General features: G+C 68.2%; 14 protein-coding genes and 2 riboswitches. Of the genes, 10 read left to right on the top strand and 4 right to left on the bottom strand.

Features of this window, described 5'->3' with window-relative positions:
• Positions 1 to 125 precede the first annotated feature (125 nt).
• The 3 genes from QWJ41_RS18270 to QWJ41_RS18265 all read left to right on the top strand — a co-directional run bounded on the left by QWJ41_RS18270 (position 126) and on the right by QWJ41_RS18265 (position 1,925).
• A complete protein-coding gene (locus QWJ41_RS18270) occupies positions 126 to 422 on the top strand; it encodes an antibiotic biosynthesis monooxygenase family protein (protein ID WP_302709899.1) in 297 nt (98 codons plus the stop codon).
• 316 nt (positions 423 to 738) lie between these two features.
• A complete protein-coding gene (locus QWJ41_RS22085; protein WP_369292737.1) occupies positions 739 to 1,014 on the top strand; it encodes a GNAT family N-acetyltransferase in 276 nt (91 codons plus the stop codon).
• A gap of 155 nt (positions 1,015 to 1,169) precedes the next feature.
• Positions 1,170 to 1,925, top strand: coding sequence for a class I SAM-dependent methyltransferase (locus tag QWJ41_RS18265; protein WP_302709897.1), 756 nt, complete (start codon positions 1,170 to 1,172; stop codon positions 1,923 to 1,925).
• A 173-nt stretch (positions 1,926 to 2,098) separates the two neighbouring features.
• On the opposite strand, the gene QWJ41_RS18260 is transcribed toward QWJ41_RS18265, so the two are convergent.
• On the bottom strand, positions 2,099 to 2,713 hold the full coding sequence (locus tag QWJ41_RS18260) for a recombinase family protein (protein WP_302709895.1): 615 nt from the start codon (positions 2,711 to 2,713) through the stop codon (positions 2,099 to 2,101).
• A 164-nt stretch (positions 2,714 to 2,877) separates the two neighbouring features.
• On the opposite strand from QWJ41_RS18260, the gene QWJ41_RS18255 reads away from it, so the two are divergent.
• Both QWJ41_RS18255 and QWJ41_RS18250 read left to right on the top strand, forming a co-directional pair.
• A complete protein-coding gene (locus tag QWJ41_RS18255; protein ID WP_302709893.1) occupies positions 2,878 to 3,111 on the top strand; it encodes a ribbon-helix-helix protein, CopG family in 234 nt (77 codons plus the stop codon).
• Positions 3,108 to 3,350, top strand: a complete 243-nt coding sequence (locus QWJ41_RS18250; RefSeq protein WP_302709892.1) for a hypothetical protein — start codon at positions 3,108 to 3,110, stop codon at positions 3,348 to 3,350. Before QWJ41_RS18255 ends, QWJ41_RS18250 begins: the two co-directional genes overlap by 4 nt.
• A 63-nt stretch (positions 3,351 to 3,413) precedes the next feature.
• On the opposite strand, the gene QWJ41_RS18245 is transcribed toward QWJ41_RS18250, so the two are convergent.
• On the bottom strand, positions 3,414 to 4,343 hold the full coding sequence (locus QWJ41_RS18245; RefSeq protein ID WP_302709891.1) for an aminoglycoside phosphotransferase family protein: 930 nt from the start codon (positions 4,341 to 4,343) through the stop codon (positions 3,414 to 3,416).
• Positions 4,344 to 4,839: 496 nt separating this feature from the next.
• Complete coding sequence (locus QWJ41_RS18240) at positions 4,840 to 5,499, bottom strand: HAD family hydrolase (RefSeq protein ID WP_157953213.1); 660 nt, start codon at positions 5,497 to 5,499, stop codon at positions 4,840 to 4,842.
• Positions 5,500 to 6,644: 1,145 nt separating this feature from the next.
• Positions 6,645 to 6,828: riboswitch (cobalamin riboswitch) on the top strand.
• 56 nt (positions 6,829 to 6,884) lie between these two features.
• On the opposite strand from QWJ41_RS18240, the gene QWJ41_RS18235 reads away from it, so the two are divergent.
• Genes QWJ41_RS18235 through bluB form a run of 5 tightly spaced genes read left to right on the top strand, consistent with a single transcriptional unit; the run spans position 6,885 to position 11,329 of the window.
• Entirely contained in the window at positions 6,885 to 7,730 is an 846-nt protein-coding gene (locus QWJ41_RS18235) for a ferredoxin-like domain-containing protein (RefSeq protein ID WP_302709890.1), read from the top strand.
• Positions 7,727 to 8,392, top strand: coding sequence for a precorrin-8X methylmutase (locus QWJ41_RS18230; RefSeq protein WP_068751239.1), 666 nt, complete (start codon positions 7,727 to 7,729; stop codon positions 8,390 to 8,392). The genes QWJ41_RS18235 and QWJ41_RS18230 overlap by 4 nt, the downstream gene beginning before the upstream one ends.
• Positions 8,389 to 9,918 carry a precorrin-3B C(17)-methyltransferase gene (gene cobJ, locus QWJ41_RS18225; protein ID WP_302709887.1) on the top strand — a complete coding sequence of 510 codons (1,530 nt, stop codon included), beginning with the start codon at positions 8,389 to 8,391 and terminating at the stop codon, positions 9,916 to 9,918. The genes QWJ41_RS18230 and cobJ overlap by 4 nt, the downstream gene beginning before the upstream one ends.
• On the top strand, positions 9,915 to 10,688 hold the full coding sequence (cobM, locus tag QWJ41_RS18220) for a precorrin-4 C(11)-methyltransferase (RefSeq protein WP_224131696.1): 774 nt from the start codon (positions 9,915 to 9,917) through the stop codon (positions 10,686 to 10,688). Before cobJ ends, cobM begins: the two co-directional genes overlap by 4 nt.
• The gene (bluB, locus tag QWJ41_RS18215) at positions 10,688 to 11,329 is read left to right on the top strand and encodes a 5,6-dimethylbenzimidazole synthase (protein WP_302709885.1); all 642 of its coding nucleotides are present in this window, start codon (positions 10,688 to 10,690) and stop codon (positions 11,327 to 11,329) included. Before cobM ends, bluB begins: the two co-directional genes overlap by 1 nt.
• Here bluB and cbiE read toward each other — a convergent pair.
• On the bottom strand, positions 11,304 to 12,515 hold the full coding sequence (gene cbiE, locus QWJ41_RS18210; protein ID WP_302709884.1) for a precorrin-6y C5,15-methyltransferase (decarboxylating) subunit CbiE: 1,212 nt from the start codon (positions 12,513 to 12,515) through the stop codon (positions 11,304 to 11,306). The genes bluB and cbiE overlap by 26 nt on opposite strands.
• A 56-nt stretch (positions 12,516 to 12,571) precedes the next feature.
• Positions 12,572 to 12,718, top strand: a riboswitch (cobalamin riboswitch).
• The last annotated feature ends 13 nt before the right edge of the window (positions 12,719 to 12,731 follow it).

The raw sequence follows: 12,731 nt of genomic DNA, 5'->3' as shown, positions 1-12,731 counted from the left end.
GCGAATTGCGATCCCGCACTGGTCACGCTCCGCGTGCCGATCCCTTTGTGAGATGCGTGTTTGGACCTCGCGCAGGACCCGACCCTGACCGTTGGACCTGGGAGGCCGGCTGCGACCATTGAAAGGTGACTCTTGAACATGCGCTACTTCCGGTCAGGCCGGGCCACGAAGACGACTTCGAGGCCGCCTTCAGGCAGGCCAAGACCATCATTGCGAGCATGCCCGGCTTCAGGAGCCTGACATTGTCGAGGTGCCTGGAGCGCCCGAGCACCTACCTGCTGCTGGTGGAATGGGACGGACTGGAGGACCACACTGTGGGGTTTCGCGGTTCCGCGGAGTACCAGCAGTGGCGCCAGTTGCTGCACCACTTCTACGAGCCCTTTCCCACCGTCGAGCACTACGAGCATGTCCTGACCGCTTGACGATTCCGCTGTGGCACCCCCGCGGGCCGATCCCTTCGGCGACGGTCCGTGACGCTGAACATGCCGTTAGCGTTCGTCTCATGCCCATACGCGAGAAGACCGGGGAGGACACGTCGGCCTGCCTCGACTTGTTGGTGCAGGTTCATGAGCTCGACGGCTACCCGCCATACCTCCCAGAGGACGTCCCGAGGTTCATCACGCCCGACTACGAGGTCGCGGCATGGGTCGCGGAGCGTGACGGCCGCATAATTGGCCACGTCGCGCTCCATCAGGCTTCCGTTGACCCGACGCTTGACGCTGCACAACGGGCTACCCGATTGCCGGCCGAGCGGCTGGTAGTCATTTCCCGCTGTTCACCGCGCCTGCTCTGCGTCGGGCCGGCATCGGCCGAGCCCTCCTACGCCATGCGACCAAGCAGGCACAGTCTCTGGGGCAACGCGCTGTGCTCGACGTCGGGCAGGCACTAACGGCACCGATTGCGCTATACGAGTCCGAGGGGTGGGAGCGGGTCGAGTCTCTTGCGCTCCGAGTCCACGAGAGCGCCGTCCTCGCCCTGTGGATCTATGTCAGCCCGGAGACCGCCGAGGCATAGCCCGCGTGGCGGCGTGCCCGGATATGGCCCGCACTGGCACGCTCCGCGAGCCGATCCGCGCGCGGCCGATGACCGGACGTCGCACAGGGCGACTTACCGCGCTTGGCTGGCCGTCGCACGAGCTCAACAATCACGGGGACGGCAGACTGGCACCCGTGACTGACGTTTTCAGCGAGAAGTTGGCAGCCTGGCGCGATTACACCGAAACCCCGTGGGCGCGGATCCGGTACGGCGTTGTCGGCGAGGTCCTGCGACGTCAGACGGAACACCTCGGTGAGCAGATCCGGGTCCTTGATGTTGGAGGCGGCGACGGCATGGACGCACTGCCCCTCGCGCTAGCGGGGCACGACGTGACCGTCGTCGATCCTTCAGCAGAGTGGCTGGAAGAAGCCCTGCGGCGCGCGGCCACTGCGGGCACCAACGTCACGACGATCCGTGGTGGGCTGGATGATCTCCCAGCCGGTGAATGGGACCTCGTGATGTGTCACTTCGTGCTGCGCTACCGCAGCGGCGGCGATGGCGATGTCGCGGCCCTTGCGAGTCACGTCCGACCCGGCGGCCGGCTCTCGATCATGGACGTCAACCCCGACGGCCGCGTCCTTCGCGAGTTGCTGAACGGTGGCCCCGCTGCGGCCCTGGCTGAACTACAGGCCGAGCGAGCCAAGGTCGAGACCTTCCAAACGGATGCTAGGAAGGTCAGCGTCGACGCCATCGTCAGCGAGGCAACCGAGGCAGGCATGACCCCCGTCGGGGTCTACGGCAATCGGATTGCGAACGACCTGCTCGTCGACAACACCGCCAAGCACGACCCGTCCTTCTTCGAAGACCTTCTGGCGCTCGAGTTGGAGCTATGCGACCGAGAGCCGTTCAACCGTGTGGGATTCGCCTGGCAGCTGATCTTGCAGCGCTGAGTCCCCGTCGGCTTTGGCGGTCAGTAAAAGCATCACGTGCCGCTCTCGTAGGCCTTTCCGAAGTCCCACATGAGGAACCGCTATCGGGACGAAGTTCTCGGTGGTGCTCCTGGGGTGCGTCGCTCGCCAGCGTCCCGCGTGGGTGTGGGTTGCGGGACGCCAGCGAGATGCTGTCAGCGTCTTGTCGAGGCGTCGACGAGTTCTGCCTTTGCCGCCAGGCGTTGGCGCTGGATGGCGCGGTAGACGGTGGAGCGGCCGACACCGAATAGTTCGGCAACCTCAAGGGTGCTGTACTCGCCGCTGTGGACCAGGGAAACCAGATGTGCCTCCTGCTTCCGGCTGAGTTTGGGCTGCTTGCCCTTCAGCCGACCTTTGGCCTTGGCGACCTTCATGCCCTCGACCGTGCGTAGCCGGATCAGGTCGGACTCGAACTCAGCAACCATGGCCAGGACGTTGAAGAGCAACCGTCCGACGGCATCGGTGGGGTCGTAGACCGACCCGCCCAGGCTCAGGCTGATCTGTCGAGAGGTGAGTTCGTCCGCGATCGCTCGGGCGTCTGGAAGCGACCGGGCAAGGCGGTCAAGCTTGGTCACCACAAGGGTGTCACCGGCACGGCAGGCCGCGAGTGCCTCGCGTAGCCCGGGCCGTTCGCGGTTGGTGCCCGTCAGGCCGTGGTCGACGTAGATCCGCTCAGTCTCGACACCCAGTCCGAGCAAGGCATCGCGTTGCGCAGTGAGGTCTTGTGCATCGGTGGAGCATCGGGCGTACCCGACAAGTAGGGCGCTCATGGCGCACCTCCCAAAGGTTTGGCCCGGCCACGCCACGGGATGTGGTCGGCTCGGGCGTCAGGCTGAACCCGACACCACCAGCGACTGCCTTTCTTTAACGATCCGCAAGTACCGTCACTTACCGCCGCTTCCCCCGATCGGTTTTTCGTAATACGATTTTGGCCATGGTCAGCGAAGAGCAGATCCAGCAATGGGCGGACGAGGCCGAAGCTGGCTACGACGTCGAGGAGATGAAGCGCCGCGGACGCGGTCGGCCCGGACGTGGCTCCGAGCCGATGCAGGTCGTTGCAGTACGCCTCACAGCGGACGAGCTCGCTGCGGTCGACGCAATTGCCGAGCGAGAGCACATCACGAGATCCGAAGCGATCCGCAGGGCGCTGGCCGGCTCTGCGGCGTGAAGATCCACGACAGCGCACTCAGACACGGGGTACTCCCAGAGGACGCAGTTCAGGCAGCCGACTGGCCGCTCTGGGTCGAACCGATTGATGACGAGGACTGGCCGCACCGCGAACTACGACTCGGCTTCGACACCCAAGCCCGTCTGCTCGAGACCGTCGTCCTCCTCTTCGAGAGTGGCGACGAGATGGTCATCCACGCCATGCCGGCCCGCAAGCAGTACTGGGAACTCCTGCCATGAACCGGACGGCTCACGCCCCTGCAAGCGGGCTGGGTCACGCGGAACGTGACCAGTGCAGGATCCTCATCGGAGCAGGATGTCTACCTCGGCTGCGATCGTCTCGACCATCGAGGTGAGGCGCTCGGCTCGGGAGGGCATGGTGTGCCGATAGTTGGCGATGGTGAGGAGGCCCGGGCCGACAAAAGCCCACGCGCGGGCACGAGTCCAGGTTGCGTCATCGGCCCGGGCCGCGGCGCGGAGAATCTCGCGAGCAGGGGCGTCGAAGATGCTCCACGCGTAGAGCAGGTCTACGGAACGGTCGCCGACGCCCACGCCTCCGAAGTCGATCACCCCGGCCAGTCGGCCGTCGCGATGAGCGAGGAGGTTTTCCTCGGACAAGTCGGTGTGCACCCAGCAGGCGGCCCCGCTGGCCACAGGGACGTCGCGCAGACGCTGCCATGCTTCACGAACGCTTGCCGGGTTGAACAGGTCCGCCAGTTCTGCGGCCGCACGATCTGCCCATCGGTCGATCGTCTCGGTGACCGGCTCACCGCAGCGATAGCCCCAGTGTTCGGGCTCGGCCGGAACGTCGGCGGTGTCGACAGCGTGGAGGCTCTGAAGGAAGGTGCCCAAGGACTCTGCGAGAAGGGCCTGCTGTGAACCGTCCAGCGCGAGCGGAAGGTCGCCCGGCACCCAGGACACGACGGCCCACGGCCGGGCGAAGGCCCCGCTGGGCTGGCCAATGGCGACGACGTCCGGAACTGCAACCGGCAGATTCGGTGCAAGACGGGGCAGCCAGCGCACTTCATTCACCAGATCCGCGACGTAGTCGTCGGACCGGGGCAAGCGAATAGCCAGAGTGTCTCCAAGACGGAACACCCAGTTGCTGCTTCCGGAGGCGCTGCTCGCCCGGACGGGCATATCGGCCAGATGCGGAACTTGCTCGCGAAGCAGCCGGGTCACCGCCTGGGGGTCCGGGACAACGTCGGCCGGCACAGAGGACGGTGAGTTCACCCCGCACATGATCGTAGATTCACGTCAGCGACACGACTCGATTTTCGACGCACTCTTGACTCGGGGCATGTCCGTGCGGTTCTTGAGTGGGCTTCGAGCCGTCACGGAAGCGAGCCCTGAAAGGGCCGCCCTCGTCGGCCCGACGGCGGCCGACACGGGCATGCCGCTCAGGTGTCCCACACCGGGTCGCTCCGCGAGCCCATCGTCACGCGGAGCGTGACCAGTACGGGATCCCCTTCGGAACATCCAGCGTGCTCTCGATCTACGTCTCGGAGCCGGCCAGTCTTCCGCCGGTAGCGGTTCGGCTTGCGGTCATCTGGCGCTCAGTTCGGGCCGTCGTGCACCACGTCCCTGGACTCAACTCGCGATGGACCCCCGCCGTTCCTGGCTCAGCGTGCTGTAATCGCGCTTGGTGAGTCCGCGTAGGGATAACGCCTCCTGCGGGACGCACGTGCCCGCTTGAGCGCACGCCGTGTTTGCGGCATTTGAGTGCTCTCTACACGGGACGTGGGGCGGTGGCCAGGTCGATTGCCTGCTGGCAGTTGTCTGCCTTCCGGGTCGGGGCGAAGCCTTCCTCGAGCCACGGCCTCCCCCGATGGAGCCAGACACTGTGGAGCGAGAGGTTGTGGGCGCCTGCGATGTCTGCGCGCGCCGAGTCACCGACCATCCAAGCTCCCTTGAGCGTCTCAGCTGCGCTGCGGGCTGCAAGTTGGAAGATCTCCGGCGAAGGCTTCTTGACCCCCGCCGCTTCCGAGACGACACATGCGTCGACTTCTGCGTCCAGTCCTGTCAACTGAAGCTTGCGGTGCTGCTGCTCCACCGTCCCATTCGTGACGATGACTACCGCCCAGCCAGCGGTACGCGCGCGCCGCAATGCGTCAATGACACGCGGGTCGAGTTCGAGATAGTCCGCCATCCCCCCACGCAGATCGTTCACTAGGCCGGCGTATGCGTTCGGGGCCAACCGGAACCTGTCCCGTGCTGTCTGGGCCAAACGGTCGCGGGGCGTGTAGCCGTCTGCGTCCGCCTCGACGAGCCAAGCAACGGCCCCTTCATCATCGGGAACATGGTCCCGGCAAAACGCCTCCGCCCACGCGAGGAATGCGGCGGCACGATCTACCAGCGTGTTGTCCAGGTCGATCATCAGGAGCGGCACTTGCCGCATCGTAGTCACCCCACGGAGCGTCCGCCCGAGATGCGGGGATCCCGGCATGTCAGAACGTCCCGCAAGCCGAACCCCTGCTGACGAACGCGCAGGTCGATGTGAGGTTGCGTGATCACGTCGCGTCGACTGTCGCCGGATAGGCGGTCCGGAAGCCGTCCCGGGACACGGGGGTCGTGCGGGACTGCTAGCCCGTACACGCCGACGTGCCTGCCGAGAACCACCGGTGGCCCTACTGGTGCCGGGACCTCAGCGACACTGCCGCGGACGACGGCGCCTTCAACGGGGTCAGTCACCTGCAGCAAGAAGAAGTCGTGTTGCCGCATAGCGATGCGTTCGACGCCATTTCTGCCGTCGCGAACCGCAACCTCATCATCCATCAGCGTCGTCAAGATCAACCACGAGCTCACTTGGCTCACCCTCTCCAGGGAACCTGCTTGCGTGGAAGGGCTCCGCTTCAAGGCCCTCTTCAGCGATGCAGAGACGGAGCTCGGCGAAGTGGGGTGAGGCCGCGATGAGCGAGAACGCTCGAGATTCGAGTCGTGTCGCGTTTAGGCCCCGAAAACGGGAGCAAGAGGCGCCTCGACGGGTCACATGCCGGCAAGAAGTGGGGGCCTTGCGTCACCGCCGTACGCAGCGTTCTCGCAGGTCAGGGCACGAATGCGCAAACGCCAGCAAAGGGGCGACGACTCGTGCGCGCTCGCGCCGGATGACCAGAGGTCGCAGGTTCAAATCCTGCCCCCGCTACTGAAGACTGGCCCGTGACCTGCGGAAACACAGGTCACGGGCCACTCGCCATTTGAACCATTCCGGCTTGTGTCGCGCTTTCGTGACCCAGAAACCCCGTTGGTCGCGAAGCGAGGCGCGGCCCGACGGGGCCCGAGTGACGACGCGGTCCATAACCAGCGAACCGAGGCGTGACCGGAATGGCGCCGATGTCTCGGGCCGTTGGAGGCGCGGCGGACTTAGCCCGCGCGGGATCAGATGTCGTAGTTCTCGTTGGCTCTCGTTGTCTTCCAACCTCTTCCATTGCCTGGTCAGAGCGGTCCCGGCGATGGCCGATCCGCACCCTGACAGCCCTGCAGCAAGCGGGGCGGAGGTCTCCGCGGGCTCGCCCTATCGGTCGCGTGAGTGGGAGGCGCTAGTGTGTGGGCGCCAGTCGTACTCCACTCGTGGAGTCAGGGAACCCGGTGAGATTCCGGGACTGACGCGCAGCGGTGAGGGTGACGGGCGAGGCAACACGCCACTGGAGCGATGCTCTGGGAAGGTGCCTCGCACCGGTTGATCCCGAGTCCGAAGACCTGCTGGCACTGGTGACAACCGTCGCCAGGTCGTACGTGGACTCCGCGACAGGGTCCCTGACCAGATAGGTCCTGGCAGTGTCAGCCTCCCGCACTCGCGCCGACCGGTGTCCTGGCGCCCTCCGGCCGTGGCGGGCTGCGGACGGCCTTCTCGTACGGCTTCGGCTGATCGGGGGCAGGGTTCCCGCGAGAGCGCTGAGGTCGCTCGTCGAGGTCGCTGAGGAGTACGGCGACGGACGCGTGCACACGACGTCGCGGGCGAATCTTCAGGTGCGCGCCTTCCCCGGCTTCGAAGGCCGGTTGTCATCCGAGGCGCTCGCCGCCCTCGAGCGAACGGGCCTCCTGCCGAGCAGGACCCATGAACTGGTCCGCAATGTGATGGTGTCGCCGCAAACCGGTTTGGCCGGGGGTCGCGCCGACCTCCGAGCGGTTGCACGTGAGCTGGACGACCGGTTGTGCGCTGACCCGGATCTCGCGGCCCTGTCGGGCCGGTTCCTGTTCGTGCTCGACGACGGACGCGGCGATCTACTGGCTCGCAGCTGCGACCTGGGGCTGGTCGCGCTGGACTCGACCTGGGCTCAGCTACGGATCGGGACCGGGTGGGGGGCGACCGTGGAGCTCGCGGAGGCGGCAGGGCGGATCGCGGAGCTGGCGCATGAGTTCGTCGTACGCCGAGGGCGCGGGCCGGGAGCGGCCTGGCACGTGTCGGAGCTGGCCGAGGCCCTCGCCGTACCGAGAGCGTCCGATCCAGGCCTCCCTGACCCGGCGGAACCGTTGCCATTCGGGGCAGTGCCCGGTGGGCGTCATGTCGAGGTTTCCGAGACCGGTCTCGACCAACAGGTCATCGAAGACCTGACCGCAGCAGTCGATCACGTGATTGTCACACCGTGGCGTGGCGTGCTCATTCCCGAGGAGAGCAGATGACCAACCTGCGCAGGCCAACGCGCCACTACGAGTACGTCGACTCCGGACCCGCCATCTATGTCGACTCCTTCGCCACCATCCGGCGAGACGCCGACCTGCGGGCCGTGCCGGCCGATGCCGAGAAGCTCGCCGTCCGCATGATCCACGGCAGCGGGCAGGTCGACCTCGCTGATGACTTGATCGTGCATCCGCAGATGGTGTCGACTGCCCGGGCCGCGCTGGAGTCGGGCGCGCCGATCCTGTGCGATGCGACCATGGTCGCGACCGGCGTCACCCGGAGCCGACTGCCGAAGGACAATGACGTCGTCTGCCTGCTCAACGACCCGCGGGTGCCCGGGCTGGCCCGCGAGTGGCGTACCACCCGTACCGCCGCCGCCGTCTCACTGTGGGGGCCGCGACTAGACGGTGCCGTTGTCGCCATCGGCAACGCTCCGACTGCACTGTTCCATCTACTGGAGATGATTCTCGACGGGGGCCCACGACCCGCGGCGATCGTGGGCTGCCCGGTCGGCTTCATCGGTGCTGCCGAGTCCAAGCAGGCTCTCGTGGACCTCCACGCCGAGCACGGCATCGACATCCCCTACGCGACCGTCCGCGGCCGTCGCGGTGGATCGGCGATGACCTCGTCAGCACTCAACGCTCTCGCGCAGGAGGCAGAATGACCGGCCGTTTCACGGTTGTCGGCATCGGCCCCGGCGACCCGGAGCTCATGACGCTGAGAGCCGCTCGGATCATCGGCGCGTCCGACGTCGTCGCGTACCACGCTGGCGTGAAGAAGAAGTCCCACGCACGCCGCATCGCCGACGGCGTCATTCCGGCCGACGCCATCGAGGAGGAGCTGCGCTACCCGGTCACCACCGGCACCACGGACCACCCCGGTGGGTATGTCGGGGCGATGGCCGACTTCTACGAGTCCTGCGCGGTGCGGCTCTCGGATCACCTCGACGCCGGTCGCGACGTGGTTCTGCTCTCGGAGGGCGATCCCCTCTTCTACGGCTCGTCGATGTACCTCCACGACCGGTTCAAGGAGATCTACCCGACCGAGGTGGTGCCGGGCGTGCCCGCCTTCGCGGCGGCGACAGCGGCGATCTCTGGTAGCTCTGGCCCGCTGGTTCGACAGACAGACGTCCTGACCGTCCTCCCCGGAACCCTGCCCGAGCCGGAGCTTGCGAGACGGCTGGCGGACACGGAAGCCGCCGTCATCATGAAGCTCGGCCGGACGTTTCCGGGCGTGCGCTCAGCGCTGGCGCAGGCCGGGCGGCTCGAGGGCGCTTGGTACGTCGAGCGGGCGTCGCAGTCCGAGGAGCGTTGGCTGCCCGTCGCCGAGGTCGACCCGGACTCCGTGCCCTACTTCTCCCTGATCGTCGTCCCTGGCGACACGGCCAACCGGCCGACCGCTGACCGGCTGCGCGCTCGCGACGCGGAGCCCAGTGGATCCGCCGCGACACACGACGAGCGGACCGCTGAACTCCTGGTCGTCGGCCTCGGTCCCGGCCCCGACCACTGGCTCACGCCAGAAGCCTCGGCGGCGTTGGGCGAGGTCGACCACGTGGTCGGCTACGCCCCGTACGTGGCTCGCGTCCCGCAGCGTGCCGGACTGACCCGCCACGCGTCGGGCAACACCGTCGAGGTCGACCGGGCTCGTGTCGCGCTCGACCTGGCCAAAGCGGGGGAGAGGGTCGCGGTCGTCTCAGGCGGCGACGCTGGCGTCTTCGGGATGGCAGCAGCCGTCTTCGAGGCGGCCGAGGACCCGGCGTACGCGGGCGTGCCGATCCGGGTGCTGCCGGGGGTCAGCGCCGTGCAGGCGGTGGCCGCCCGTGCCGGTGCGCCCATCGGGGCAGACTTCGCCGTCGTCTCGCTCTCCGACAGGCTCAAGCCGTGGGAGGTCGTGGAACGGCGCCTCCGCGCCATCGCCGACGCCGACCTCGTGCTAGCGATCTACAACCCGGCCTCCCGCTCCCGGACCGAGCAGATAGCCACCGCCCACCGTGTCCTGCTGGAACACCGCAAGCCAGAGACCGTCGTCATCGTCGGGCGCGACATCGGGCGCGACGAGGAGTCGCTGACCGTCACGACGCTGGCCGACCTGGACCCGGAGACGATCGACATGAAGTGCCTGCTGATCGTGGGTGCCGAGAGCACGCGGGTGAGCCGCGCCGGCGTGTGGACGCCGAGGTACGTGCGGTGAGTGCTGCCGTCCACTTCGTCGGCGCCGGACCGGGCGCGGCCGACCTGCTGACCGTGCGCGCGACGCACCTGCTGGCGCAGGCGGACCTGGTGCTCTATCCCGGCACCTACCTCGATCCCGACGTGCTCGCCCACGTCGGCCCGAGCGCAGAGCTCGTCGACACCCAAGACCTCGACCTCGACACGATGGTCGCGCGGATGGTCGGCGCAGCTGGCGCGGGGCAGACGGTGGTGCGATTGACGTCCGGCGACCCGTCGCTCTATTCCGCGCTGCACGAGCAGACCCGCCGGCTCGATGCTGCCGGGGTTGCCTGGTCGGTGACGCCCGGGGTGCCCGCCTATGCTGCCGCTGCTGCGCTGGTCGGGAGCGAGCTGACGGTGCCGCTGGTGGCGCAGTCGGTGGTGCTGACCCGCACCCAGGCCCGCTCTACCGCGATGCCGGAGTCCGAGTCGCTGGCGGCGTTCGCTGCGACCCGCTCGACGCTCGTGCTGCATCTGGCGATCACGCGTGTGCGGGCGCTGATGGCCGAGGTCGAACCGGAGTACGGCGAGGACTGCCCGGTGGCCGTCGTCTACCGCGCCAGCCAGCCCGGGGAGCAGGTGCTGCGTGGCACGGTGGCGACCATCTCGGAGGTGGTGGAGGCGGCAGGGCTGCGCCAGGCGGCCGTGATCCTGGTCGGCTGGGCGCTGGCCCGCGAGGGCGGCGAGTCCTATCTCTACGACGCGGCCCGCGACCGGAGCTCGAAGCGACGCGGCGATCGGGGGCTCTGATGGAGCTCTACGACGTCATCAACCGTCGTCGTGACACTCGCCGAGAATTCACAGGTGAGCCGTTGGCCGCCGAGGTGCTGGAGCGGCTGCTGTCGGCGGCTCACTGTGCACCGAGTGTCGGGATGAGCCAACCGTGGGACTTCGTGCTGGTCCGCTCGCCGGCCGCGCTCAGCGCTTTCGCCGACCACGTCGCGCTCGAGCGGGACACGTTCGCGGCGACGCTCAGCGGTGAGCGCGCCGAGACGTTCTCGCGGATCAAGGTCGAAGGGATCCGCGAGTCGCGGCTCGGGATCGTGGTCGGCTACGACCCGACCCGCGGCGGGCCGAGGGTGCTCGGGCGGCATGCCATCGCCGACGCCGGGCTCTACTCGGTGGTCTGCGCCATCCAGAACCTCTGGCTCGCCGCGACCGCCGAGGGCCTCGGGGTGGGGTGGGTCAGTTTCTACCGCGAGGAGTTCCTGCGCGACCTCGTCGGCATGCCGGAGCACGTACGGCCGGTGGCGTGGCTCTGCGTCGGCGCCGTCTCGGAGCTACCGGACGTGCCTGACCTGGAGCGCTACGGCTGGCGGCACCGCTCGCCGTTGGCGAGCGTCCTGCATGAGGAGAGGTACGGCGTCAGCGCGTCAGTGCCCACTGCGTGACGGTACGGGCCGGGGTCCACCCGGTGAAGGCGCCGACCGGTGCACTGGTCTCGACCGAGACTCGGGTCAGCTCGCCGCCGTGCTCCCGGTAGAGCCGACCGAGCAGCATCTCGGTCTCGAGCGTCACGCCGTGCACGACCAGCCGGCCGGCCGGTCGCAGCGCCGTCAGGCAGGCGTCGATCACCCCGTCGCGGGTGGCGCCGCCGCCGACGAAGATGGCGTCCGGCGGGCGGAGCCCGGCGAGCGCGCCGGGGGCCCGTCCGTGCACGACCTCGAGCCCCGGCACACCGAGACTCGTGGCGTTGCGGCTGATCCGCGCAGCACGGTCGGCGTCCGCCTCGACCGCCGTCGTCGTGCAGGACGGGTGGGCGCGCATCCACTCGATCCCGACCGAGCCGGCTCCGGCGCCGACATCCCACAGGTGCTCGCCCGGGGTCGGGGAGAGCCGGGCGAGAGCGCTGGCGCGCAGGTCGCGCTTGGTCAGCTGGCCGTCGTGCTCGAAGGCGTCGTCGGGCAGACCGGCGACCCAGCCGCCGAGGCTCGGGCCGACGCAGTCAATCGCGACGACGTTGAGCCGAGGGAGGTCGAACTCCTTGCCGGTGAGGATGACGGCCTTGTCGAACAGGAAAGAGCTCTGCTCGCGTCCGCCCATGTCGCCGAGGACGGTGAGCTCACTGTCGCCGTACCCCTCCGCGACCAGCAGCGCCGCCACATCCCTCGGCGTGTGTTCATCGGACGAGAGGACCAGGATCCGACGGCCAGGGGCGAGCTCGCGGCGCACCAGCGCGACGTCGCGACCCACCACGCTCACGACCGCATGGCTCTCCGCCGACCAGCGCATCGCCGCCCGTGCGAGGGCGACTGAGGAGATCCCCGGGACGACGGTCACCTCGTCAGGCCCGAGCAGGTCCATGAAGGTCGTGGCGATCCCCGACACCAGCGGGTCGCCGGACGCCAGGGCGACGACATGCCCGCCTGCCGCCTCGTCCGCCAGGGACGCGAGCAGCGCCGGCAACCGGTCACGCAGCGGGGAGGGCCAGGGCTCGCGGCGCTGCCCCGGCACGTCGGGCAGGAGGTCGAGGTGCCGGCGCCCACCGAGCACCACGCGGGCTCGCTCGACCCAGGCCCGGCCGACCTCCGACACACCGTCCCAGCCCTCGGCGCCGATACCCACCACAGTGATCACGCGAGCAGACGCTATCGTGAGCCCCGCAAGGCGAGAGGTGCCCCAACGGCCCAACCATCGGAAACGGTGGGGACGGCGGACGGGGAGAATCTGGGAAGCCGGTGAGATTCCGGCACAGGCCCGCTGCGGTGAACCGAGCCTCCATTCATGAGTTGAGCGGAGGACTCGGCAAGTCCGAAGACCGGCCTCCCGCCCGACCAGTCACTGCTGGCGAAC

The organism is Nocardioides cremeus (assembly GCF_030518195.1).
Classification (GTDB): domain Bacteria; phylum Actinomycetota; class Actinomycetes; order Propionibacteriales; family Nocardioidaceae; genus Nocardioides; species Nocardioides cremeus.
This window is presented reverse-complemented; position numbering and strand designations above follow the sequence as displayed.